Here is a 22,496-nt window from a genome sequence, read left to right on the forward strand (position 1 = left end):
AAAAAATCCCGGCGCAAAGGCCGGGATTTCCATACTTTTTTTACGAAGGTGACGCAGACCTTAGCCTTAGCCTTAGTCTTCGTCTTTCTCATCCGCATCATCTGGCAGGTTAAAGAAGCTATCAGCATCGGACACGTCCATATCTGCAGACTTCGTCTCCAGATCGTCTGCATCGTCTTCAGCCAGTGAAAATGTCTCAAGACCGGCAATCGCGCTCGGCATCTTCGGCTCGGCAGGCATCCCAAGGGATTGTTCGGTGCTGACCAACTTGCGGCGCTCGTCATCAGACATCGCGCTGCCTTCTTTGGCGGCTTTGGCGTTGGCTTTCTGAACAGCCATGTCCAACTCGCCCTGCTTACACATGCCCAACGCAACCGGATCAATCGGATCAATGTTGGAAATGTTCCAGTGGGTGCGTTCGCGGATCGCCTGAATGGTTGGCTTTGTTGTGCCGACCAGTTTGGAAATCTGACCATCGGAAAGCTCTGGGTGGAACTTCACCAACCACAAGATCGACGCAGGACGATCCTGACGCTTGGACAGCGGCGTGTAACGTGGACCGCGGCGCTTTTCTTCGCCTTGGGCGGCTTTGTAGAATTTCAACTTCAGCTTATGCAGCGGGTTCGCCTCGGCCTTGTCGATTTCTTCTTGGGTCAGTTGGTTGTTGGCAATCGGGTCAAAACCCTTCACGCCAGTTGCCACATCGCCGTCCGCGATTCCCTGTACTTCCAGCTCGTGAAAGCCACAGAAATCAGCGATCTGCTTGAACGTCATTGTGGTGTTGTCACACAGCCAAACTGCTGTGGCTTTTGCCATAATCGGTTTATCGGACATCAAATGTCTCCTCATCAAAATGACAAGCCTTTCCCGCGCCCTTGAAGGGGCTGACCGCTTGGGCCGGGTTCGCATTGTCGGGGAACTTGAAGCCTATATAAGGATGCCAAGCAATTTAGGGAAGATCAAAATGTGGCGGATGGTTTTAGGGCTTTTGACGTGGGCTGGTATGGCATCGGCACAGGATACTGCTGGCGAATTTGATTACTACGTTTTGTCCCTGTCTTGGTCCGCAAACTGGTGCGCCTATGAAGGCGACGACCGCGATTCCCCGCAATGTGATCCGGCGCGCGATCACGGCTGGGTCCTGCACGGTCTGTGGCCGCAATATGAACGCGGCTATCCCGCCGATTGCCGGACATCATTCCGCCCACCGTCGCGTGGACAAACCGGCGACATGGCCGACATCATGGGAACATCGGGGCTAGCTTGGCACCAGTGGAACAAACATGGGGTCTGCACGGGTCTCGATTCCGAAGATTACTACGCCCTGTCCCGCGTCGCCTACGACAAAGTCACACGGCCCGAAGTCCTACGCAAACTCACCGATCCCGTGACTTTGCCCGCATCCCTGATCGAAGAGGCATTCATCCAGTCGAACCCGACGCTCGAACCCGACCAAATCACAATCACCTGCCGCCAAGGGTACATCCAAGAAGCACGCATCTGCCTCACCCGAGACCTAGAATTCCGCGACTGTGGGGCCGACGTGATCCGCGACTGTACCATGCAAAGCGCGCAATTCGAACCAATGCGGTAATTCCCGCCCACGTTCATCAACGGTGCTTTCAGTCACACAGCTCTGTCAGAACCTCTGCTGCAATTTGGAATGACTTCACCCGTTCTGCGTTATCATGGATCATCCCTGTCACCATGATTTCATCGGGTTGGTAGGTATCAATCAGGCCAGCCAACTGCGTCTTCACGGATGCAGCCGATCCTGTAGCAGAACAGGACAACGCATGTTTCACACCCGCCAGAATTTGACCGGGCACCTGCGCTGTCACATCACGCACCGGATACGGCAGTTTTCCGGGTTTCCCCATATGCAGGTTCGCAAAAGCCAAATACTGCGACGACCGCAGATATTCCGCCTCTGCATCCGTTTGCGCGGCACAAACACCCGCCACCATCATCGCATAAGGCTTTTCCAAATACGCCGATGGCTTAAATGACGACCGGTAAACTTGCAACGCCTGCCCCAACAGATCCGGGGCAAAGTGCGACGCAAAGGCGTAGGGCAATCCCAGATGGGCGGCCAATTGCGCACCATACAGACTAGACCCCAACACCCAGACAGGCACATCTGTCCCTGCGCCTGGAACAGCGCGAACCGATGCATGATCAGGCACGTCACCAAAGTAGCCGATCAATTCCTGCACATCCTGCGGAAAGGTATCATCAGGCGCCATGTGACGGCGTAATGCGCGGGCCGTCGCCATGTCCGTTCCCGGCGCACGACCGACACCCAAATCAATCCTGTCGGGATACAACGTGGCCAGCGTGCCGAATTGTTCGGCAATCACCAAAGGCGCATGATTTGGCAGCATGATACCGCCTGCGCCGACACGTATCGTCTTAGTCGCGCCCGCCACGTGACCAATCACGACCGACGTTGCAGCGCTCGCGATACCTTGCATGTTGTGATGTTCCGCCAGCCAATAGCGATGATATCCCGCAGCTTCTGCCGCTTGGGCCAGCGCGACCGTATTGGCAAGCGCATCTGCGGCCGTTTTGCCTTCGGGGACTGGCGAAAGATCAAGTAACGAAAATGTCTGCATGAGTGTGCTCCTTGTCCGAACACCTAAGCAGCCATCGCGCCCAAACCAAGATCACCAAGGGTCAGGCAGAGACGTTTTTCTGGCTTGGTCCGTGACACCAGTTTGACTGGATCAATTTCCCGCGACGCTGGCGCCTTATAGGCGTGTCACCAATCCCGCCCATCCGGATATTCCGCTGGCCCTTTAATCTCTAGCTTGTTCCCAAAGGGGTCGAAAATATAGAACGAAAGGCCGACACCTCTGGCACCGCCGTGGGTCGCTTCACGGTCGATTTCCACACCATGCGCCGCTAAATGCGCCCGCATGGCGTCGGGCTGAAACGGCGATGTCGCGATGCACAGGTGATCCACATTACGACCGCCCTTTACTGGCGGAACAGCGCTCGCCGCACCTGGATGCGTGGTGTCCCACAGCACGATCAACGCGGACCCTGCCCAAACCTGTTCCATCCCCAACGTCGGATAGGAATACCCCGGAACACAGCCCAAAACGTCCTGATAAAACGCAAGCGCCTTGGGCATGTCATCCACGATGAACACCACATGATCGATCCCGATAAGGCTGAACGGCGGGGGTGTCATGCGACATCCCATGTCGGGCACCACGGCCCGTCGACCAACCGCATATCCTTATTCAGACCTGCAATCTCGGCACGTTCCGCATCGGTTAAGACGATATCACCAGCGGCAAGGTTTTCCGCAATTCGGTCGCGATTGCCCGCCGACGGAATGATGATATGACCCTCTGATAGCAACCACGCCAGCGCAATCTGCGAAGCCGTGGCACCGTGCAGCGCACCAATGCGTTGCAACACAGGATCATCCAGCACGGCACCGCGCGCCAACGGCGAATAGGCGGTCATCGGGATGCCCTTTGACCGACAATCCGACACGATTGGCGTGTTGTGCAGGTAAACATGCAGCTCCACCTGATTGGTGAAAATCGGGCGATCCCCCAGCAAATCCATTGCTTTCGCAATGTAGGGCTTTGTGAAGTTCGACACCCCGATATTGCGACACAAACCGGCGTCATAAACGGCAGCCAGCTGCGCCATGTAATCTGCGATATCGTATTCATCTTTGATCGACGGATAGTGCAGCAACAAAAGATCAACAGGACCAACGCCCAACTTTTCGAGCGACGCATCAACATGCGGCCTGATCTGACCGGGACCAAAGCTTTCCGGGGCGACCTTCGTTGTCACCCACAGATCATCACGGGCAACGCCGTGATCAGCAATCGCACGGCCAACATGTTCTTCGTTCTCGTACCCTTCAGCACAATCCAGATGACGATACCCGACATCAAGCGCTGTCAGGGTCCCGTCATAGGCCGCATCGCCCAAGCGATTCCATGTCCCGTATCCAATGCGCGGTATCGTTTTGAGCATCCGGCTCTCCTCCTCGTTTGGAGAAACGCTAACCCAACTAAAACGATTACGCTAGCGCAAAGATCGCCTAACTTATGCGATCCCCAAGATCCAAACCACGCAGCACATCCGCCGCATCCATTGGCTTTTTACCGGGACGTTGGGCGCGGGTGATGCGCACCGCACCTGTCGCGCAGGCAACGTCAAAACCCTGCAACACTGTGCCCGGTGCAGCATCGCCGTCGATGACCTCTGCGACATGCAGCTTCACACGTTCACCGTCCACATCGCACCACGCCCCCGGAAACGGGGACAGCCCGCAAATGTGGTTCGCGACCTCGGCAGCAGGACGATCCCAATCGACGCGCGCCTCCGCCTTGTCGATCTTAGCGGCATAGGTCACGCCGTCTTCCGGCTGCGTCTCGGGCGTCAGTTCGGGCAACCGATCCAATGCCTCGACCACCAAAGCGGCCCCCATTGCTGACAATCTGTCATGTAGCTGACCCGTTGTTTCAGCTGGCGCAATCGGCGTGGCTTGGCGCAGCAGAACAGGGCCGGTATCCAGCCCTGCTTCCATCTGCATAATGCACACGCCAGTCGCGGCATCCCCAGCCATAATCGCACGGTGGATCGGGGCCGCACCCCGCCAACGCGGCAACAAAGACGCGTGGATATTCAAGCAGCCATGGGTTGGTGTATCCAAAATTACCTGCGGCAGGATCAAACCATAGGCCACGACAACAGCGATATCGGCGTTGTGACTGGCGAAAACTGCTTGGGCATCTTCATTGCGCACAGACACCGGATGGTGGACAGGCAGACCCAGCGCCTCGGCCCGCGCTTGCACGGGCGACGGCCGATCCTTCTTTCCGCGCCCAGCTGGCCGCGGCGGTTGTGAATAGACAGCAACCACATCGTGGCCAGCATCAACCAAAGCATCCAGAACAGGCACCGAAAAATCGGGCGTCCCCATAAAGATCACTCGCATTGGTATCCCTTTCATCTATTCGGAAAACGCATCACCGGCCCGCTTTACGTGCCTTCCGCAGCAACATATCGCGCTTTGTCTTGCTCAGACGGTCAAAATACATCTTGCCGGCCAAGTGGTCGATCTGGTGCTGCACCGACGTGGCCCACAGGCCAACAAAGTCGCGATCTTCCATCTCGCCGTCACGGTTCATGAACCGAACGGTCACGGCACGCGGGCGATTGATCAACGCAGATTGCCCAGGCAAGTTCGGCGACGCCTCAGCATGCGGGCGCAATTCCACCGATGCATGCAGCACCTCTGGGTTCGCCATGCACACGGCTTGGCCGCGTTTTTCGGAAGCATCCACGACCGCGAGCCGCTGCATAATCCCCAACTGCACAGCAGCCAGACCAACACCGGGCATTGCCTCCATCGCGTCGATCATTTCGTCCCAGATCGCACGGGTTTCGTCCGTGATTTCTGTCACATCATCAGCAACCGTGCGGAGCGCCTTGTGCGGCCACATTACAAAAGGTCGTGTCATTGGCGTTTATCCGTAATCAGAATTCCGTTCAGATGATCGATCTCGTGCTGCACACAGGCTGCCGAAAAACCGTCAAAGCTGGCCTCAAGAAACCCGCCATCCACATCACGCCAACGCACAACAACCGACGCGGGGCGCGTCACATTGATCAGATCGCCTGTAATCGACAAACACCCTTCGGCCAATGTCGACATCTCTTCGGACGCCGACACAATTTCAGGGTTCACGAAAATCACCGGCTGCGGATCGGCGTCTTTCCACGTGGCGTCCATCACAAGCAGACGTTGCAGCACACCCACCTGAGGTGCTGCAATCCCACGGCCATTGGCGGCATACATTGTCGCCAACATATCCTCAGCCAAGCCGATCAGCGCGTCGTCAAACACCACAACGTCGGCGGCCACCTGCGACAGCACCGGATCGGGCGCCTGCACAATCGGCATCACCGCCATCAGCCGCGCGCCATTTCGCGTTTCAGTTTTTGCATCTTGCGGGTGATCATCTGGCGCTTGAGCGGCTTCAAATAATCGATGAACAACTTGCCATCGAGATGGTCGATCTCGTGCTGCACGCATGTGGCCCACAGTTCATCGAACTTCTCGTTGCGTTCTTTGCCGTCAACGTCCTGCCATTTCACTTCGACCGCAGCGGGGCGTTCCACTTCGGCGTATTGATGAGGGATCGACAGACATCCTTCGTCGTAGACGCTGCGTTCGTCGCTTTGCCAGACCACTTCTGGGTTGATCAGGACCATCGGTTCGGGCGTGCCGCCTTCTTCCTTGACGCAATCCATCACGATCATTCGCTCGGTAATCCCGATCTGCGGGGCAGCCAGACCAATACCCGGTGCGTGATACATCGTTTCCAGCATATCATCGGCCAGCTTCGCCCGGTCCGTGGAAAAGTCCACAACAGGGGTGCATTTGGCTTTCAGCCGCGGGTCGGGGTGGATCAGGATTTTGCGCAATGTCATGCGCGTCCATCTAGCGTCTCGCCTACCATCCCGCAAGTGTGACCGTTTTCGACTTGCACCCCCTCGCGCGTCAAAGCACGTTACAAAAAAGTCAGTTGCGGAGAGACCAATGAATTTTGACCAGAAAATCGACCGGCGCGGCACCCATTCGGTAAAATGGGATAACATGGAAGCGATTTACGGCGTCTCCCCTGACGATGGCATCTCTATGTGGGTGGCAGATATGGAATTCCAGCCGCCGCAATGCGTGCAGGATGCCATCAAGAAAATGCACGACCACGGCGTTTACGGCTACTACGGCGACGAAGGCCCCTACAAAGACGCGATCTGCTGGTGGATGAAAACACGCCACAACTGGCAGATCGATCCGTCATGGATTTTCACAACCCACGGCTTAGTCAACGGAACGGGGATGTGCGTCGACGCCTACACGAACCCCGGCGATGGTGTGGTTCTGTTCACACCAGTCTACCACGCCTTTGCCCGCGTCATCGCAGCGGCAGGGCGGGAAGTCGTGGAATGTGAACTGGTCAATAACGATGGCCGCTACGAGATGGATTTTGACGCCTACGACGCACAGATGACCGGCAACGAACGGATGCTGATCCTCTGTTCACCGCACAATCCGGGCGGGCGTGTCTGGACGCGCGCCGAACTGGCAGGCGTTGCGGCATTCGCGAAACGGCACCAGTTGATCCTCGTTTCCGACGAAATCCACCACGATCTGACCATGCCCGGCCACACCCATATCCCGACTGCGCATATCGACGGGATCGCAGACCGGCTTGTGACAATGACGGCCACGACCAAGACCTTCAACATCGCAGGCAGCCATTCAGGCAACGTTATCATCGAAGACCCGGATCTGCGGGCGCAATTCGGGAAACGCATGGCGGCCCTCGGCCTGTCACCGAACAGCTTTGGCTTGTTCATGGCAACGGCAGCCTATTCACCCGAAGGGGCCGAATGGGTGGACGCATTGAAAGCATATCTCGACGGTAACCGGCAGATGTTCGACGCGGGCATCAACGCCATTCCGGGGCTCAAATCAATGCCGCTTGATGCGACTTATCTGGCGTGGGTCGACTTTTCCGGCACGGGCATGTCGCGCGAAGAATTCACAGCACGGGTGCAAAACGAAGCCAAAATCGCAGCCAACCACGGCCCCACCTTTGGATCAGGGGGCGACGATTTCTTGCGGTTCAACCTCGGCGCACCACGCGCGCAAATCGAAGAGGCAGTCGCCCGCCTTCAGTCCGCGTTCAGCGATCTTCAGTAACTAGCGCGGTAGCAACGCAATCGGCGCATCCTGCTCGCGGACAAAATCCGCGGGCGGACGGTCTGGGATTGTGTTGACCCATTTGAAATCGAACACACGTTCTTGACCGTCCAATTCGGAATCAATCACCAGACATTGGTACAGGTGACGCGCGCCGTCATAAATTTCGACACGTCCCCGCAAACGCGGCGACGTTTTCGCATCCAAAGCAAAGCCATTGTCCCACAAACGCAGGATACGATAGACGTCGTCACCGTCGTGAACGCAAAGCCGATCGTTGCGCTTCAGCGATTGTTTACGGGCTTGTTCTAGGCCCTCGCGGACCTCTTGCGGAAACATTTGAAACATCGTGCCGATTCCTTGTCTGGAACCTTAGGATGTACTTCTAATTGTAAATATCAAGTGACGACGTCCGCCGCGCTGCAGCGTAAACCCGCCAAATTGTTCAAGATTTTTCTTTGACCTTCGGGCGCAAGACATGCGGTTTCGCTGCATCATACAACGCAGAATCAGGGAACCCGTGATTATCCGACAGCGCAGGACCGACCATAATCAACGCAGTACGCGTGATTTTTGCGGCCCGAACTTTTTCGCGAATATCGGCAAAGGTGCCACGAATGATCAACTGATCCGGCCATGAGGCGCGGTAAATCACGACCACAGGACAGTCCTCACCATAGTAAGGAATCAGCTGGCGTTCGATTTCACGCAGCGCCCTGATGCCCAAATGGATCGCCAATGTTGCTCCCGTACGGGCGAAATTCTCGAGCGTCTCACCCTCCGGCATCCCCGTCGATTTCATCGACATACGGGTCAACACAATCGACTGCGCGATCTCAGGCACCGTCAACTCTGTCCCCAAAGCCGCCGCCGCAGCAGCATAAGCAGGCACGCCTGGAATAATCTCGTAAGAAATCCCGTCTTCTTTCAAACGACGGATCTGTTCCGCAATCGCGCCATACAATGACGGATCACCAGAATGGACACGCGCAACATCTTCACCACGCGCATGCGCCGCCAAAATCTCCGCATGGGTATCATCCAACGTCATCGGAGCGGTGTCCAAGACACGGGCACCTTCCGGCGCACAGTCAACCACCTCAGCAGGCACCAAAGACCCCGCATAAAGACACACAGGACAGGCCCCAATCACGCGCGCAGCTTTCAGCGTCAGCAATTCCGGATCACCCGGACCTGCGCCAATAAAATAAACAGTCATCTCAAAACTCCATACGGGATGGCGGGAGGGGCGTCGTCCAAAGGACGCGCGTCTCTACGCCAAATCCCCATCAATCTTACGGGCATAGCCACGCGGCGTGAACATCCGTGGTCCCGTCCCCAATTGCGCCAATCGCGAATGCGACGACCCAACCAGCACAACGGTCAACATATCCACCTCATCAACTTCCAACTCATCTAAGCGGCGATACCGGACGTGCTCCTCTGGCCGCCCAAGCGACGACGCCAACATGACAGGCGTCTCAGGCGGGCGATGCTGCAACAGGATATCACGCGCCTCAGCCAACAACGTGCGTCTGCGCATCGACACCGGATTATAAAACGCGATCACAAAATCGCCCTCAGCCGCGGCTTTCAACCGCTTCACAATATCCTCACGCGGGGTCAGCAAATCACTCAATGAAATCGCACAGAAATCATGTCCCAGCGGGGCACCAGCCCGTGCAGCAGCGCCCTGCAGAGCCGATACGCCCGGCGAACAGACAACCTCAACACGGTGCGCGGCATCCGAAACACCCATCTGATCCACCGACCGGTCCAACAATTCAAACACCAACGCGCCCATCGCATAAATGCCCGCATCCCCCGAACAGACCAAGGCCACGTTCTTGCCCTTCGCCGCCTGTTCCAACGCAAACCGGCACCGATCCTCTTCGCCGCCCAATGGAAAATCAGACCGTTCCTTGCCCACAGCCAACGGCCCCAGCAAATCGATATACAGCCCGTATCCGACCAATTCCTCAGCCTCAGACACGAGCCTTGAAACCTCAGGTGTACGCCAAGCCGCCTGTCCCGGCCCAATTCCCACAATCGACAACCGGCCACGAGATCGGCCCTTCAAATCAACCAAAGGTACAGCCGCCGTCGCAATCGCACAGGTCGCATTCGCCGTCTTGCGCTTCGGATGGGTCAGCACGGCATCCGCACCACCTTGGGCCAGCGCTGCCGCCTCGGACACACCATGCGTGCCGACTTCGGCAAAAACCACATCCGACGGATTGGCCAGACGCGGGGTCTCAGCATCCAATACATCCGCCTCAAACAACCGCATCGGCGCACCAAGCGATGCGGCAAGATCAATAATCGCAGGCTCATCGCCCTTCAGCGTAATCGTATTCACCGAATGGATCGCCTCAGGCGCTAACCCTGCTTCATCCAAAACCGACTGCACCAATGCAGACAGCTCTTCCGGCGGACAATTCCGTGCGCAGCCCACGCCCAATGTCAAAACCTGCGGCGCAAACTGCAAATGATCGCCGCCCAAATCCGGCAGAGCAGCCGACGTGCAGGACAACCGCGTGCCGTCTTCCGCAAACGGAACCGCATCCAACCATTCAGCACGCACCGACGCATCCTCAGCCAGCAAAGCACCGCCAGCCGACAACATCCCCGCCATCGCATCCTTCGCATCGTCAGGGTTCACCAAACGCCACCCAGCAGGCGGACTATCCAACGCCACGCCCATCGCCACATCACCCGCCGTCGTCACAGCGGCCACTGCGCCCAGCGCGTCAGAAATCTCAGCCGCCAAGCGGTTCGCACCGCGATGTCCGCCCAACAACGGCACCACAACAGCACCATCATCAGACACCGAAATCACCGGCGGCTCTGTCGTCTTATCGGCCACCAGCGGCGCAACACCGCGGATCAAGATCCCCGACGCACAGACGCCCACAATCGGAACCCCAGCAGCAAATAATTCTCGCGTATGGTCCAGCGCATTCGCAAAAAACGCATCCGCCTGGTCCACGCGACCTTCGCGGCCATGCACCTGCGCGTCCAAAACTTTCGCCACGCGATGGGCCACAGCCTCTCCCGAGCGGGAAAGCGCCAAAACAACAGGTTTCACAGCCATGGATCGGCCCCTTTAGTCAGTAATATCATCGAAAAGTACGGTGCCTTTTCAGGGGCATCCGCCAGCGGCAGAACGACCTGCGCAGGCAAGGTGGCACATTCCACGTAAACAGCACCATCCATCAGGCCCAGCGCGTCAATCACACCACGGATCTTCGCCAAATGACGGCCGACCTTCATAATCACAACGCTCTCAGCGCCCGCAATCCGGTCACGCAACTCATCCTCGGGCAGCGGCCCGGGCAACACAGTCAACCGCTCGTTACGCGCCGCCAACGGCATCCGCGCAGACGCGGCACAGGCCGTCACAGACGTCACACCCGGCACAACCTGCACGTCAAACCGGTCGGCGAGACGCGCGAAAATATACATGAACGATCCATAGAAGAACGGATCACCTTCGCACAGGCACACCACATCACGGCCAGCCTCCAAAGCCTCCGCAATCGCGGCGGCACCCGCGTCATATGCATCCTGTGCTGGCTGGCGTTCCACAGACATCGGAACATCAATCACGATCTCAACCGCATCGGGCTTAATCAAATTCGCCGCAATCGACCGTGCAAAACTCTCGCCCCCTGCCAACGTCGGATAAGCGACAACATCAGCCGCTTCAATCAAGCGCGCAGCCCGCAAAGTCATCAAATCCGGCGCACCTGGCCCCAAGCCAACACCGTACAAAGTACCACGGGATGGCGGGAGGGGCGTCGTGCTTGCACGCGCGTCTCCAGTCATCGTTTCACCAAACTTAGCTGGGTCACAGGCATCCCGGGACGCCACCCCGTCAACCGACCCACAGGTTCGGCACGGTGCACCATCAGCTTCACCAAATCACCACCAAAATCACGATGCAGCGCGATCAATTCCGCCTCGCTCTCCAAGGTCACAGCATTCGCCACCAGACGCCCCAACGGACGCAAAGCCGCCCAAGCAGCATCAAACGTTGCACGGCTCAACCCGCCACCAATGAAAATCGCATCAGGTGCTGCTAGCCCGTCCAACGCGGCAGGCACGGACCCGTCCACCAGCTCCAACTTCGGGGTGCCCAGCGCCAGCGCATTCGCCCCCGCCATCGCGCGCCGATCAGCGCGCGGTTCAATCCCGACAGCACGCGCATACCGCGCCGCACGCATCCATTCGATCGCAACGGACCCGCAGCCGCAGCCGATATCCCACAGCAAAGCCCCACGCATTGGCATCAGCTTTGCAACAGTCGCTGCGCGAATTTCCTGTTTGGTCATCGTCCCATCGGACTGAAACAAACTATCCGCCAATCCCGGCACACGCGGCAGCAACGCCGCATCAGGGGCGGCGATACATTCAACAGCGAGCGTGTTAAACGCAGGCACCTCGTGATCCCAGCTTTCGGCCACGCCATCAAAACGCAACTCGTCTTTACCGCCCATCGCAGCCAACACCGTCAGCTTTGACTGTCCAAAGCCACGTTCCGTCAAAAATGCCGCGATCTGCGCGGGCGTTTGCGCCCCTGTCGTCAACACCAACAACCGTGCGTCCGGCTGGATGAAGGCAATCATCTGTTCCACAGGACGCCCATGTACGGTCAACGTCTCAACATCCGGCAACGACCATCCCATACGGGCAGACGCCAGCTGGAATGCGGAAAGTTGCGGGTGATACACGATCTCCGACGGATCAATCGCGCGACCGATACGGGCCCCCACAGAAAACCACAGCGGATCACCCGTGACGAGGATCACAGCACGCTTCCCGCGCAGCCCCTCAATCGTTTCGATCATCGCATCAAAGGGCGTCGGCCACGCGATCCGTTCGGCCTGCACTGCCTCGGCCAGCGCGTGATGCCGCTCGCCGCCAAGGATCACCTCAGCCGCTTCCACAACCGCACGGGTCGCAGGCACAAGACCATCAAGTCCGTCTTCGCCAATCCCCACAACATGCAACCAAGGCGTTGTCGTCATACTTTGTCCTCCGGAAGACCAGCAGCCAGCGCATTGACAGCGGCGGAGGCCATCGCCGATCCACCCTTTCGTCCACGCAGCGCAATGAAATCACAACCACGCGGATCAGCGGCAAGCTCTGCCTTGCTTTCAGCAGCGCCAATAAACCCTACAGGAAACCCGAGGATCACAGCAGGTTTCGGCGCACCCGCATCAATCAACTCAAGCAGATGGAACAGCGCAGTCGGCGCATTGCCAATCGCCACAACAGCCCCGTCCAGATGATCAGCCCACAGTTCAACCGCGGCAGCAGAACGCGTATTCCCGATATCCTTCGCACGATCAGGTACAGACGGATCATTCAACGTCACAATCACGTCGTTATCCGCAGGCAAATAACGACGAATAATCCCCGCACCAACCATTTCGCAGTCACACAACACAGGTTTACCTGCCCGCAATGCCTTATGGCCCCGAACGGCGGCATCAGGCGAAAACGCCAACCGATCCGCAATCTCGACCATGCCGCAGCTATGGATCAACCGCGTGACAACAGGCTGCATCGCAGGGGCAAAGCGATCCAGCTTTGCCTCGCGCCGCACGGTCGCAAAGCTGGCCGCATAAATAGCGCTAGGATCTTTTTCATACGGTCGCACTGGCTGGCCTTCTGATCAGGATTTCGATTTCCGCGCGCTTTCCGGCCCATGCGGATGTTTCGCATGGGGGTATTCTGCGTGGTGGTGATGGTCGTGATCATGGTGATGATGATCGTGGCCATGCCCATGGTCGTGATGATGATGGTGGTGGTGATCCGCCTGAACCAGACGGCACATCCCCGTACAGAACGTATCACACAGCGCACAATCCGCGACATTCGACCCCGGCGCATTTGCCCCTTGGCCCTCAACATGGTGGTGGTGGCTTTCTTGAACCGCGCCCACTTCACCTTCAAACCCGACGACGCCCGTCCGGTACTTGCACAGCACGCAGGTGGGCGGCGGCACCGCAGCAAAAGCAGGATGATCACCACCCGACAATTGTTCGCGTTGTTCAGGCGTAATCTTGCGCACGTCACCGCCGCCGACCTCAAGCACCTGCGTCCGATACTGGCATGTCCCGCAATTGGGCGGCGGGTTGTCACCAACCTGCTCGATGATCCGCTCTGCAAACGTCGCCAGCACCTGCGGATGATCGCCCAGATAACCGGCTTTCACAAAATCAATGTCGGGATATTCGGCGGCAACCTGATCCGTAAATCCGTAAATCCTGTCGATCAAAATGCCGGAGAATAGGAAATACGGAAACACAATCACGCGCTTGTATCCAAGCCGCGTCACATGCTGCAAACACGGCTCCACCAGCGGGAAGGTCACACCGGAAAACCCGACCTCGTGCCAGCCAAAACCCATGCCTTCGGCGACCATGCGGGCAATCTTCGCGACGTTGCCGTTCGCATCCGGATCAGACGCACCACGGCCAATCACGACCAAACAGGTCTCTTCCAACGGCAGATCACCCAGATCGGCATTCGCTTGATCAACAGCTTCGCGAATACGACCAGCGGCAGCCGCGATCATCTTGGGGTCAACGCCCAATTCACGCCCGTAAGACACAGTCATGCCGTGCTTCGCCGCGTAGGTATTCAAAACAGTCGGAATGTCATTCTTTGCATGCATCGCCGCGAACAACATGCCCGGCACGGCCAGCACGCGGTCGCAACCTGCTTCACGCAACTTGTCCAAGCCATCGCGGATCACAGGGTTTGCGAATTCCAGATAGCCGTAGTCGGTCATCCAATCGTCGGGCAACAACGCAGGCAGTTTATCCGCCAAGGTCGCAAATTCATCGACCGCAGATTGGCTGCGCGACCCGTGGCCGCAAATCATGACACCTGTTTTCACGCGGGTTCCCCTTCTTCTTCCAATTCGGGTTCGACCTCTGCGTCGGTCTCTTTCTTGCCCTTTAGGGCCCCGTAAATGCCGGTCAGGATCGCTAGACCAATTGCAGCCCCCGCAATCCAATGGTCGTGACCTGCCAAATCGGCCAAATGCCCCGGATGGGCCTGCACCGATGATCCGGCAATCGCCAAGAGAAGTGTCAAAATGATCCGCATCTGATCCTCCAAGTTCTGCCCTATACGCCAGAAACCCCACGCAACCGCATGAGGGAGGTCCGACGACGTGATCCATGGTCCCCTCTAGGGTCAACCGGACGGATCACCAACCTCTCTGGCCCTTTCGGGCTTCGTCTATTTGGGTGGTATATGGACCAACGGCATGACCCGCAATGGGACAAAACGGCAGTCGTGCGCCGAATGCGACGCGTAGATGTGTGCATCAATGCGCAGAACCTGCGCTTGAACAGGGGTTTGTCGGCAGTCCGACCTCGCCTAAATCAATCACAACACAGTTTTGAAAGGACATCCCCAATGGGACAACTTGTTGACGGCGAATGGCATGACGTTTGGTACGACACAAAGAAATCCGGCGGGGCATTTGTGCGGTCCACCGCAAAGTTTCGCAATTGGATCACCGCAGACGGGTCTGCGGGACCAACAGGCGACGCAGGTTTCAAAGCCGAAAGCGGTCGGTTTCATCTCTATATTTCAAACGCTTGCCCATGGGCGCACCGGACAATGGTGTTTCGCGCCCTGAAAGACTTGACCGACCACATCGATGTTTCCGTTGTCCACCCCGACATGTTGTCTGATGGCTGGACGTTCGAAAAAGACGGGAATGGCGCGACAGGCGACAAACTGTTCGGTCTACCGTTTGCCCGCGACATTTACCTGAAAGCTGACCCGCAAATTTCAGGCCGTGTGACGGTGCCGATCCTGTGGGACAAAAAGCAGAACACAATCGTGTCTAACGAATCGTCCGAAATCATTCGGATGTTCAACAGCGCGTTTAACGACATCACCGGTAACACCGCTGATTTCTGGCCCGAGGCCCAGCGCGACGCGATCGAAGAAATCAACACGCGAATCTATGACACTGTAAACAACGGTGTTTACAAATCCGGCTTCGCGACCACGCAAGACGCTTATGATGCGGCCGTTGGTCCATTGTTCGATAGCCTTGACTGGATCGAAGGCATTTTGGCCGAAAACCGCTACCTGACCGGCGACACAATTACCGAAGCAGACTGGCGGCTTTGGACAACCCTGATCCGGTTCGACATGGTTTATCACCAGCACTTCAAATGTAACCGCAAGCGGATCATCGATTATCCGAATATCTGGGGGTTCACGCGCGAACTATATCAATGGCCGGGCGTGAAAGAGACGGTGAACATGGACCACATCGTGCGTCACTATCACTACAGTCACGAAACGATTAACCCGAACCGGATTATCCCGACCAATCCTGTGATTGATTTTGATGCGCCGCACGGGCGCGGGTGATCAAAAGGCGCTTGCTGCGCGGGCGTCCCGGCTAGCGGAATTGCCATAATGATGAACGATCGCCGCCAAGTCACTTGGCGGCGTTCCTGTTTCAACAAAGGCGCGGGCGTTGGCGCTGTGCGAAAAAATCGATCCATCCGAAAAGAAGGTCGTATCTGTCACAAAAACGACATTTGCGCGTGGTTGATTAAAATTAGCAAAGTCCGCGACGGTCAGCGCACTGCCTTCGCGCAGGACCAGATCAAGCACGATCACGTCGAAGGTCTGCTTTTGGAGAAGAACAAGCGCGTCGTCACCCGTTTCGACGACCGTCACAGTTGCCTGCAATCGTTCCAAGTGGCGGGCCCACAAGGCCCCCAATTCGGTCTTACTTTGTACGATCAATACACGCATGGCACCTTCTCACTAAACTTTGGTTCGAGGAATCGAACGGTTACCACTACAATCATTAACGGCTGCTCAAGCTTTCTGTGCCTAAAATCCTAAGGAATGGTTAACTGCCAATCAGCCTGCGTTCAAAACAGGCACGATCCCGCCAATTCGCTTGCCGAACCGACCAAAATCAGCTTGAAACGCATCAAAATTGTATGAGGCACGTCAAGAATGACAACTTGGATCACGGTTTGCGACACCTGTAAGCGTCCGGAATGGACCGAAGGCGAAGACACAATCACCGACGGAGAACAGCTCGCCAGCCTCGTTGAAGCTGCCGCTGCAGGCGTACCAGACATCAAAACGCGGCGTGTGTCCTGCCTGATGGGCTGCAAACAAGGCTGTAATGTGTCGATCCAAGCCCACGGGAAACTGGCCTACACCTTGGGCGACTTCACACCAGAACAGGACGCTGCCGAAGGTATTGTGACCTACGCGACATCACACGCGGCATCCGAAACAGGCCAAGTGCCCTACCGCACATGGCCGCAAGCGATCAAAGGGCACTTCGTCACGCGCCACCAGCCGATCCCAACCGACGACACCGCAGAATGATTGATGCCCCTGCAAAACGCGACCACGGCGGCGGGCTGGATGCGGCAATTGCCCAGTACGGCGGCACGCGCGCGCGGTGGCTGGACCTATCCACGGGTATAAATCCTGTGCCCTACCCGATCCCGACGTTGTCGCCCGACGCATGGACAGCCCTGCCTGACAGCGGCGCATTTGACCTGATCACAGCGCGCGCACGCGCCTATTGGTCGGTACCAAAAGGGGCAGCCTGTCTCGCAACGGCAGGCGCATCATCGGTCATTGCGCAATTGCCGCGCCTGACAACTGCTGGCCGCGTGAATATCCCTGGCCCGACGTACAATGAACATGCAGCCGCCTTTCAATCCGCGAACTGGTTTGCCGATCCGAACGGGGCAAATGCAACCGTCGCCGTGCATCCCAATAACCCTGACGGGCGGATTTGGCAGGCATCGGACATCATAGGTGACCTACGGATCATCGACGAAAGCTTTGCTGACGTGATCCCCGATCAATCCCTCATCGCAGAGGCCGCCAAACCCGGCACCGTCGTCCTGAAAAGTTTTGGCAAATTCTGGGGGCTCGCGGGGCTGCGTCTTGGTTTCGCCATTGGCGATCCGGCGATCATCACCGCCCTAAAAGAAGCCTTAGGCCCATGGCAGGTGTCCGGCCCAGCCTTGCAAATCGGCGCAGAGGCTTTGGCCGATCCCCAATGGGCGGATGAAACCCGCACCCGCCTGTCCGCAGATGCAAACCGCTTGGACGACTTATTGGAAAGCAAAGGCGCGATCACTCTTGGTGGCACAAGCCTGTTCCGCCTGTACGAAGTCGATGACGCAAAAGCCGCCCAAGCCCAACTTGCGCAATCCAAAATCTGGTCCCGGACATTCCCATACGACAACACATGGCTGCGCCTTGGCTTGCCCGCACCGGATCGGTGGGACCAGCTTGAAGGTGCCTTTTGACCGTTCTTTTCGCGATGATCCTTGATGGGATCTTTGGCGAACCCAAATGGCTGTGGTCGCGCATCCCGCATCCTGCTGTTATCATGGGAAAGGCCGTCGGCCATATCGACACGACATACAACACAGGCGAAAACCGCAAAATCAAAGGCACGATCAGTTTCGCGGCCTTGGTGATTGCCGCGCTGATCCTGGGCATGATCATCGCCGCCATTCCGGGCATTTGGACGGACGTTATTCTTGGGGCGATGCTGATCGCACAGCGATCCCTTGTCGAACATGTGGCTGCCGTCGGCACTGGCCTGCGCATGTCTTTGCAACAAGGCCGTCGTGCTGTGGCCATTATCGTCAGCCGCGATACCCGCGACATGACCACATCAGACGTCACCCGCAGCGCGATCGAAAGCGGGTCCGAGAATTTCAGCGACGGCGTCATCGCTCCGATATTCTGGTTCGCAATTGGCGGCCTTCCGGCCCTTTTAGTATACAAGATCACCAATACCGCCGACAGCATGATCGGGTACAAAACACCTCGCCACCTTCAATTCGGCTGGGCAGCGGCGCGATTTGACGATCTGCTGAACTGGGTGCCCGCCCGACTGACGGCACTGCTGATCTGGGCGACGGATCGCCAAACACCATTTGCCAAAATCGCCGCCGACGCAAAACTGCACAGGTCCCCCAACGCAGGTTGGCCAGAGGCCGCGATGGCCTACAAGCAAAACGTCGTACTGGCTGGCCCACGCAGCTACGACGGCAAACTAACGCTATTCCCCTATGTCAACGAGGCGGGCAAACACACCCTCGGCCCCGACGACATCGCCCAAACCACGCAAACGCTGTGGGCGGCGTGGTGGATGACGCTCGCCATCGCGCTGTTTGTCGCCATCATCTAATCACAACCGTTGCGCGCAGTGGCACGGCTGTTACCTTTCGCAAAACCTAACTGACAGGAACCGCCATGCGCCGTCTCGCTTTCGCTCTATCCATGCTCGCCAGTCCCGCTGTGGCGCAAACTTGCGGCGGCCCGCTTCCCGCGTTTCTCGCAGGCGTCAAAGCCGAAGCCGTCGCGAACGGGTTGTCCCCCACCGCCGCTGATCGCGTGTTAAACGGGGCGCAAATTGATCAACGTGTGCTGAACGCGGATCGGTCCCAAGGCGTGTTTCAAAAAGACTTCATCGCGTTTTCCCGCGCTCTGATCAGCCAAAACCGGATCGACAATGGTGTTGAAGCAGCGCGACGGAACGCCGTCACCTTTGACCGGATCGAAGCGCAATTCGGCATCCCCCGCGAAGTCATTCTGGCCTTTTGGGCCTTTGAAACCGACTACGGCAGTTTCCAAGGTGATTTTAACACACGCAACGCGCTGGTCACGTTGGCGCATGATTGCCGTCGCCCCGAACTGTTCCGCCCGCAGTTAATCGCAGCGATTGAATTGAACGAACGCGGCAACTTTAACCCCGACACAACAACAGGCGCATGGGCAGGTGAAATCGGCCAAGTCCAAATGCTGCCCGGCGATATTATCGAAAGCGGATTGGACGGCGACGGGGACGGCAAGATTGATCTGAAAGGATCAGCCGCAGATGCCTTGATGTCCGGCGCAAATGTATTGTCCGGTTTGGGATGGAAACCGAACCAACCATGGTTGCAAGAAATCCGCGTGCCGGACACCTTGGATTGGGCACAAACCGGTCTGAAACACCCCAAAACCGTTGCCGAATGGAACGCACTTGGTGTGACGTCCCGCGACGGGACTGCACCCACGAACCTGACGGCCCGCGTTGTTCTGCCAATGGGGCGCAACGGGCCAGCGTTCTTCGCCTATGACAACTTCGACGTCTATTTCGAATGGAACCAAAGCTTCGTTTACGTCACCACCGCCGCCTATTTCGCGACACGGCTCGCAGGTGGTCCGGTCTACGATGCAGGCAACCCGACACCGGGCCTGTCGGGCGATCAAATGCAAGCGCTACAAAGCAAACTTGCGGCACGCGGGCACGACGTAGGCGGCATCGACGGCATCCTCGGCGCGAAAACTCGCGATGCGATCCAAGTGGAACAACGACGGCTGGGCCTACCCGCGGACGCATGGCCAACCACTGGGCTTTTGAACGCACTATGAAACGGTTTTTCAAAGCATTCGCTGTTCTCATTCTTATCGCAATTGCTGCGTTCTTCTATTTCGCGCCGTCTTATGTCGCCGCCGAACGCAACGCCGTGCGACCACACGCGCCCTACCCGATCAGCGATCAAGCACAGGCGCTTCACGACAGTCTGATCATCGGCGATTGGCACGCAGACGCGCTGCTTTGGGACCGCAATCTGCTCAAGCGCAGCGACATCGGACACGTCGACATCCCGCGTCTGCTAGAAGGCAATGTCGCCATCCAGATGTTCACTGCCGTCACGAAAAGTCCGGCAGGCCAAAACATCCATGAAAATTCGGCCGACGCCACGGACAACATCACACTGTTGGCAATCGGACAGCTTTGGCCGCCCCGCACATGGAACAGCCTGTTGGAACGAGCGCTTTACCAAGCCGAAAAACTGCACCACTTCGCGGAAAAAAGCGAACATTTGCGTGTCATCGAAACGCAATCCGACCTCGAACAACTCCTCGCGGATCGGGCTGCGGGTCAAAACGTCATCGGCGGTCTTCTTGGCATCGAAGGTGCGCATCCGCTCGAAGGTGATATCGCAAACCTCGCAAAACTCACCGACGCGGGCCACCGCATGATCGCGCTGCAACATTTCTTCGACAACGCACTCGGCGGATCGCTGCACGGCGAAAACAACGCTGGGCTCACCGATTTTGGCCGCAAAGTTGTGACGCAAGTCGAACAACGCAACCTGATCCTCGATCTGGCCCATTCGTCGCCCCAAGTCGCACGCGATGTGCTTGCGATCACGGACATGCCCATCGTGGTCAGCCACACCGGCATTTTTGGGGCCTGCCCAAGCGAACGCAACTACGACGACGCACTGATGCAAGATATCGCAGCCAAAGGCGGCGTCATCGCCATTGGCTATTGGCGCACGGCGGTCTGTGACGACAGTCCAGCGGGCATCGCACGCAGCATTCAGGCAGCGATTGATCTAGTCGGCGAAAACCACGTCAGCCTCGGGTCAGATTTCGACGGGTCGGTCACAACATCGCTCGACACATCTGAACTGGCGGCCATCACACAGGCGCTTGTCGACATCGGGACTCCCGAAACGCAAATTCGCAAAGTCATGGGTGAAAACATGCTGCGGGTGCTACGGGCAAGGCTGCCAAACTAACGCGATAGTCAAAACTCCACACAACAACTCCACGCTGTGGTCAAAATCCTGACACAGGCCTCGTTCACCCTTTAGGACAATTATTCCTAACGAGTATTCGAGCAAATCCAATGATAGCACTCCGCGCAATTCCGTTTTCGTTCAACATCCTGTGGCAATACATCATCGTCTTTCCGATCATGGTGTGCGGACTTATCGGGCTGACTTTACTCGCATTCATTGTCACTTTTGACATCTACATTTTGTACGCCCGTAACGGGATGGGCGACTTTCGCGGCACCTTTGCATTGATTGCTACGTCCGCGCTATTCGCGATCTTGCTGTCTGCGATCTACTCTTTTCCTATGCTGATCGGACTACGACTTGGATTAACCACAAGAGGCCATAAGCCTGCGGTTAATTTTTGGAAACTGATCCTTCCAGCAGCAGGCTACGGATTGCTGGTTGGGTTTGCGACTACGCTAATCGCAATGATTGCTGCTTTCTTTTACCTGAGATCGGTTTCGCTCAGCGTTAACGACATCGTTGTTCTGCTGGAAAATGCGACACTCGACTACGTCCTGACTAAAGTTGTGACTGACATCCCGATGATGGTGAAGCTCAGTACAGTGTCATGGTTGGGCTTTACGGCATTCTACACGGCTTTGCTTGTGCCGCTGGCCTCTGTCGCGATTGGTCGTGACCCCAGCGGTAACCCCCACACACCGCTCGCAGGCTTCGGTGCAGGGTTCGTGCCACTTCTGGAGCTTGTGATTATCGTTTATCTGATGTCCGAACTTAGCCTGCCTGCTCTTGAAAGCTTCGCAGCTCTGATCGGGCAAGGTGATCGCTTATCCGGAACTTTGACAATTATCGATTTGATGGCAGATGAAAAAATTCCGTTCCAATGGTCGCGCGATATCGGAATTGTACTGGGCCTCAGTTTGGTATTTTGGCTCTGGACGATCAGTTTGCTTAGCGCGGGCGCCACGCTTGTCTACATCGACCGTTTTGACAAACACAAAGCCGAACGTGCGGAAAAGATGAAGGTCGAACGCCTCGCACCAGAAGAAGCCCGCGCTTTGTGGAAACAACGTATGCCAGGCCACGCACCAACATAACGGGACGGCGGGTGGGGCGTCGTG

26 protein-coding genes are annotated in these 22,496 nt (G+C 57.2%); 9 read left to right on the forward strand and 17 right to left on the reverse strand.

Annotated elements, in window-relative coordinates:
* Positions 1 to 72 precede the first annotated feature (72 nt).
* The gene (locus tag MWU61_RS11240) at positions 73 to 834 is read right to left on the reverse strand and encodes a DUF1013 domain-containing protein (RefSeq protein WP_247128464.1); all 762 of its coding nucleotides are present in this window, start codon (positions 832 to 834) and stop codon (positions 73 to 75) included.
* A 130-nt stretch (positions 835 to 964) separates the two neighbouring features.
* Between MWU61_RS11240 and MWU61_RS11245 the strand changes: the two genes are divergently transcribed.
* Positions 965 to 1,594 (forward strand): ribonuclease T2, encoded by a 630-nt coding sequence (locus MWU61_RS11245; protein ID WP_247128465.1) that lies wholly within the window; start codon positions 965 to 967, stop codon positions 1,592 to 1,594.
* Between the two features lie 28 nt (positions 1,595 to 1,622).
* Here MWU61_RS11245 and MWU61_RS11250 read toward each other — a convergent pair whose 3' ends face one another.
* From MWU61_RS11250 to def (MWU61_RS11280), 7 genes are all read right to left on the reverse strand, one after another.
* Positions 1,623 to 2,615: an LLM class flavin-dependent oxidoreductase gene (locus MWU61_RS11250; protein WP_247128466.1), complete on the reverse strand. Its 993-nt coding sequence runs from the start codon at positions 2,613 to 2,615 to the stop codon at positions 1,623 to 1,625.
* Positions 2,616 to 2,761: 146 nt separating this feature from the next.
* Positions 2,762 to 3,196 carry a VOC family protein gene (locus tag MWU61_RS11255; protein WP_247128467.1) on the reverse strand — a complete coding sequence of 145 codons (435 nt, stop codon included), beginning with the start codon at positions 3,194 to 3,196 and terminating at the stop codon, positions 2,762 to 2,764.
* Entirely contained in the window at positions 3,193 to 4,005 is an 813-nt protein-coding gene (locus MWU61_RS11260) for an aldo/keto reductase (RefSeq protein WP_247128468.1), read from the reverse strand. The genes MWU61_RS11255 and MWU61_RS11260 overlap by 4 nt, the downstream gene beginning before the upstream one ends.
* Positions 4,006 to 4,072: 67 nt before the next feature.
* Positions 4,073 to 4,972, reverse strand: coding sequence for a methionyl-tRNA formyltransferase (gene fmt, locus MWU61_RS11265; protein ID WP_247128469.1), 900 nt, complete (start codon positions 4,970 to 4,972; stop codon positions 4,073 to 4,075).
* A gap of 31 nt (positions 4,973 to 5,003) precedes the next feature.
* Positions 5,004 to 5,498 carry a peptide deformylase gene (gene def, locus MWU61_RS11270; protein ID WP_247128470.1) on the reverse strand — a complete coding sequence of 165 codons (495 nt, stop codon included), beginning with the start codon at positions 5,496 to 5,498 and terminating at the stop codon, positions 5,004 to 5,006.
* On the reverse strand, positions 5,495 to 5,950 hold the full coding sequence (def, locus tag MWU61_RS11275) for a peptide deformylase (protein ID WP_247128471.1): 456 nt from the start codon (positions 5,948 to 5,950) through the stop codon (positions 5,495 to 5,497). Before def (MWU61_RS11275) ends, def (MWU61_RS11270) begins: the two co-directional genes overlap by 4 nt.
* Positions 5,950 to 6,471, reverse strand: a complete 522-nt coding sequence (gene def / locus MWU61_RS11280; protein WP_247128472.1) for a peptide deformylase — start codon at positions 6,469 to 6,471, stop codon at positions 5,950 to 5,952. The genes def (MWU61_RS11275) and def (MWU61_RS11280) overlap by 1 nt, the downstream gene beginning before the upstream one ends.
* A 109-nt stretch (positions 6,472 to 6,580) precedes the next feature.
* On the opposite strand from def (MWU61_RS11280), the gene MWU61_RS11285 reads away from it, so the two are divergent.
* Positions 6,581 to 7,750: a MalY/PatB family protein gene (locus MWU61_RS11285; protein ID WP_247128473.1), complete on the forward strand. Its 1,170-nt coding sequence runs from the start codon at positions 6,581 to 6,583 to the stop codon at positions 7,748 to 7,750.
* Here the strand turns inward: MWU61_RS11285 and MWU61_RS11290 are convergent, their stop codons facing one another.
* From MWU61_RS11290 to MWU61_RS11325, 8 genes are all read right to left on the reverse strand, one after another.
* Positions 7,751 to 8,098 carry a hypothetical protein gene (locus MWU61_RS11290; RefSeq protein WP_247128474.1) on the reverse strand — a complete coding sequence of 116 codons (348 nt, stop codon included), beginning with the start codon at positions 8,096 to 8,098 and terminating at the stop codon, positions 7,751 to 7,753.
* Positions 8,099 to 8,195: 97 nt separating this feature from the next.
* Positions 8,196 to 8,969: a precorrin-4 C(11)-methyltransferase gene (gene cobM, locus MWU61_RS11295; protein ID WP_247128475.1), complete on the reverse strand. Its 774-nt coding sequence runs from the start codon at positions 8,967 to 8,969 to the stop codon at positions 8,196 to 8,198.
* Positions 8,970 to 9,023: 54 nt separating this feature from the next.
* On the reverse strand, positions 9,024 to 10,844 hold the full coding sequence (cobJ, locus tag MWU61_RS11300) for a precorrin-3B C(17)-methyltransferase (protein WP_247128476.1): 1,821 nt from the start codon (positions 10,842 to 10,844) through the stop codon (positions 9,024 to 9,026).
* Positions 10,835 to 11,578, reverse strand: a complete 744-nt coding sequence (gene cobI, locus MWU61_RS11305) for a precorrin-2 C(20)-methyltransferase (RefSeq protein WP_247128477.1) — start codon at positions 11,576 to 11,578, stop codon at positions 10,835 to 10,837. The genes cobJ and cobI overlap by 10 nt, the downstream gene beginning before the upstream one ends.
* Positions 11,575 to 12,780, reverse strand: coding sequence for a precorrin-6y C5,15-methyltransferase (decarboxylating) subunit CbiE (gene cbiE / locus MWU61_RS11310; protein ID WP_247128478.1), 1,206 nt, complete (start codon positions 12,778 to 12,780; stop codon positions 11,575 to 11,577). The genes cobI and cbiE overlap by 4 nt, the downstream gene beginning before the upstream one ends.
* On the reverse strand, positions 12,777 to 13,415 hold the full coding sequence (locus tag MWU61_RS11315; RefSeq protein WP_247128479.1) for a precorrin-8X methylmutase: 639 nt from the start codon (positions 13,413 to 13,415) through the stop codon (positions 12,777 to 12,779). The genes cbiE and MWU61_RS11315 overlap by 4 nt, the downstream gene beginning before the upstream one ends.
* A 15-nt stretch (positions 13,416 to 13,430) precedes the next feature.
* Positions 13,431 to 14,660 carry a sirohydrochlorin chelatase gene (locus MWU61_RS11320; protein ID WP_247128480.1) on the reverse strand — a complete coding sequence of 410 codons (1,230 nt, stop codon included), beginning with the start codon at positions 14,658 to 14,660 and terminating at the stop codon, positions 13,431 to 13,433.
* The gene (locus MWU61_RS11325) at positions 14,657 to 14,872 is read right to left on the reverse strand and encodes a DUF6732 family protein (protein ID WP_247128481.1); all 216 of its coding nucleotides are present in this window, start codon (positions 14,870 to 14,872) and stop codon (positions 14,657 to 14,659) included. The genes MWU61_RS11320 and MWU61_RS11325 overlap by 4 nt, the downstream gene beginning before the upstream one ends.
* 315 nt (positions 14,873 to 15,187) lie before the next feature.
* Here MWU61_RS11325 and MWU61_RS11330 point away from each other — a divergent pair, with 315 nt between their 5' ends.
* Entirely contained in the window at positions 15,188 to 16,162 is a 975-nt protein-coding gene (locus tag MWU61_RS11330) for a glutathione S-transferase family protein (protein ID WP_247128482.1), read from the forward strand.
* Here MWU61_RS11330 and MWU61_RS11335 read toward each other — a convergent pair whose 3' ends face one another.
* Positions 16,163 to 16,555, reverse strand: a complete 393-nt coding sequence (locus MWU61_RS11335; protein WP_247128483.1) for a response regulator — start codon at positions 16,553 to 16,555, stop codon at positions 16,163 to 16,165.
* A gap of 210 nt (positions 16,556 to 16,765) precedes the next feature.
* Between MWU61_RS11335 and MWU61_RS11340 the strand changes: the two genes are divergently transcribed.
* From MWU61_RS11340 to MWU61_RS11365, 6 genes are all read left to right on the forward strand, one after another.
* On the forward strand, positions 16,766 to 17,149 hold the full coding sequence (locus tag MWU61_RS11340) for a DUF1636 domain-containing protein (protein ID WP_247128484.1): 384 nt from the start codon (positions 16,766 to 16,768) through the stop codon (positions 17,147 to 17,149).
* Positions 17,146 to 18,090: a threonine-phosphate decarboxylase gene (locus MWU61_RS11345; protein WP_247128485.1), complete on the forward strand. Its 945-nt coding sequence runs from the start codon at positions 17,146 to 17,148 to the stop codon at positions 18,088 to 18,090. The genes MWU61_RS11340 and MWU61_RS11345 overlap by 4 nt, the downstream gene beginning before the upstream one ends.
* The gene (gene cbiB, locus MWU61_RS11350; protein WP_247128486.1) at positions 18,087 to 18,983 is read left to right on the forward strand and encodes an adenosylcobinamide-phosphate synthase CbiB; all 897 of its coding nucleotides are present in this window, start codon (positions 18,087 to 18,089) and stop codon (positions 18,981 to 18,983) included. The genes MWU61_RS11345 and cbiB overlap by 4 nt, the downstream gene beginning before the upstream one ends.
* Before the next feature lie 65 nt (positions 18,984 to 19,048).
* Positions 19,049 to 20,212, forward strand: coding sequence for a lytic murein transglycosylase (locus MWU61_RS11355; RefSeq protein ID WP_247128487.1), 1,164 nt, complete (start codon positions 19,049 to 19,051; stop codon positions 20,210 to 20,212).
* Positions 20,209 to 21,372 carry a membrane dipeptidase gene (locus MWU61_RS11360; protein WP_247128488.1) on the forward strand — a complete coding sequence of 388 codons (1,164 nt, stop codon included), beginning with the start codon at positions 20,209 to 20,211 and terminating at the stop codon, positions 21,370 to 21,372. Before MWU61_RS11355 ends, MWU61_RS11360 begins: the two co-directional genes overlap by 4 nt.
* Before the next feature lie 110 nt (positions 21,373 to 21,482).
* Complete coding sequence (locus MWU61_RS11365; RefSeq protein WP_247128489.1) at positions 21,483 to 22,472, forward strand: hypothetical protein; 990 nt, start codon at positions 21,483 to 21,485, stop codon at positions 22,470 to 22,472.
* Positions 22,473 to 22,496 lie beyond the last annotated feature (24 nt).

Origin of the sequence: Loktanella sp. F6476L, from assembly GCF_023015725.1 — a bacterium.
Classification (GTDB): domain Bacteria; phylum Pseudomonadota; class Alphaproteobacteria; order Rhodobacterales; family Rhodobacteraceae; genus Yoonia.

What these genes read in the sequence shown, in the direction of transcription:
- MWU61_RS11240 (WP_247128464.1), bottom strand. Translation starts at nt 834, where the DNA reads ATGTCCGATAAACCGATTATGGCAAAAGCCACAGCAGTTTGGCTGTGT.
- MWU61_RS11245 (WP_247128465.1), top strand. Translation starts at nt 965, where the DNA reads ATGTGGCGGATGGTTTTAGGGCTTTTGACGTGGGCTGGTATGGCATCG.
- MWU61_RS11250 (WP_247128466.1), bottom strand. Translation starts at nt 2,615, where the DNA reads ATGCAGACATTTTCGTTACTTGATCTTTCGCCAGTCCCCGAAGGCAAA.
- MWU61_RS11255 (WP_247128467.1), bottom strand. Translation starts at nt 3,196, where the DNA reads ATGACACCCCCGCCGTTCAGCCTTATCGGGATCGATCATGTGGTGTTC.
- MWU61_RS11260 (WP_247128468.1), bottom strand. Translation starts at nt 4,005, where the DNA reads ATGCTCAAAACGATACCGCGCATTGGATACGGGACATGGAATCGCTTG.
- fmt (WP_247128469.1), bottom strand. Translation starts at nt 4,972, where the DNA reads ATGCGAGTGATCTTTATGGGGACGCCCGATTTTTCGGTGCCTGTTCTG.
- def (WP_247128470.1), bottom strand. Translation starts at nt 5,498, where the DNA reads ATGACACGACCTTTTGTAATGTGGCCGCACAAGGCGCTCCGCACGGTT.
- def (WP_247128471.1), bottom strand. Translation starts at nt 5,950, where the DNA reads ATGGCGGTGATGCCGATTGTGCAGGCGCCCGATCCGGTGCTGTCGCAG.
- def (WP_247128472.1), bottom strand. Translation starts at nt 6,471, where the DNA reads ATGACATTGCGCAAAATCCTGATCCACCCCGACCCGCGGCTGAAAGCC.
- MWU61_RS11285 (WP_247128473.1), top strand. Translation starts at nt 6,581, where the DNA reads ATGAATTTTGACCAGAAAATCGACCGGCGCGGCACCCATTCGGTAAAA.
- MWU61_RS11290 (WP_247128474.1), bottom strand. Translation starts at nt 8,098, where the DNA reads ATGTTTCAAATGTTTCCGCAAGAGGTCCGCGAGGGCCTAGAACAAGCC.
- cobM (WP_247128475.1), bottom strand. Translation starts at nt 8,969, where the DNA reads ATGACTGTTTATTTTATTGGCGCAGGTCCGGGTGATCCGGAATTGCTG.
- cobJ (WP_247128476.1), bottom strand. Translation starts at nt 10,844, where the DNA reads ATGGCTGTGAAACCTGTTGTTTTGGCGCTTTCCCGCTCGGGAGAGGCT.
- cobI (WP_247128477.1), bottom strand. Translation starts at nt 11,578, where the DNA reads ATGACTGGAGACGCGCGTGCAAGCACGACGCCCCTCCCGCCATCCCGT.
- cbiE (WP_247128478.1), bottom strand. Translation starts at nt 12,780, where the DNA reads ATGACGACAACGCCTTGGTTGCATGTTGTGGGGATTGGCGAAGACGGA.
- MWU61_RS11325 (WP_247128481.1), bottom strand. Translation starts at nt 14,872, where the DNA reads ATGCGGATCATTTTGACACTTCTCTTGGCGATTGCCGGATCATCGGTG.
- MWU61_RS11330 (WP_247128482.1), top strand. Translation starts at nt 15,188, where the DNA reads ATGGGACAACTTGTTGACGGCGAATGGCATGACGTTTGGTACGACACA.
- MWU61_RS11335 (WP_247128483.1), bottom strand. Translation starts at nt 16,555, where the DNA reads ATGCGTGTATTGATCGTACAAAGTAAGACCGAATTGGGGGCCTTGTGG.
- MWU61_RS11340 (WP_247128484.1), top strand. Translation starts at nt 16,766, where the DNA reads ATGACAACTTGGATCACGGTTTGCGACACCTGTAAGCGTCCGGAATGG.
- MWU61_RS11345 (WP_247128485.1), top strand. Translation starts at nt 17,146, where the DNA reads ATGATTGATGCCCCTGCAAAACGCGACCACGGCGGCGGGCTGGATGCG.
- MWU61_RS11355 (WP_247128487.1), top strand. Translation starts at nt 19,049, where the DNA reads ATGCGCCGTCTCGCTTTCGCTCTATCCATGCTCGCCAGTCCCGCTGTG.
- MWU61_RS11360 (WP_247128488.1), top strand. Translation starts at nt 20,209, where the DNA reads ATGAAACGGTTTTTCAAAGCATTCGCTGTTCTCATTCTTATCGCAATT.
- MWU61_RS11365 (WP_247128489.1), top strand. Translation starts at nt 21,483, where the DNA reads ATGATAGCACTCCGCGCAATTCCGTTTTCGTTCAACATCCTGTGGCAA.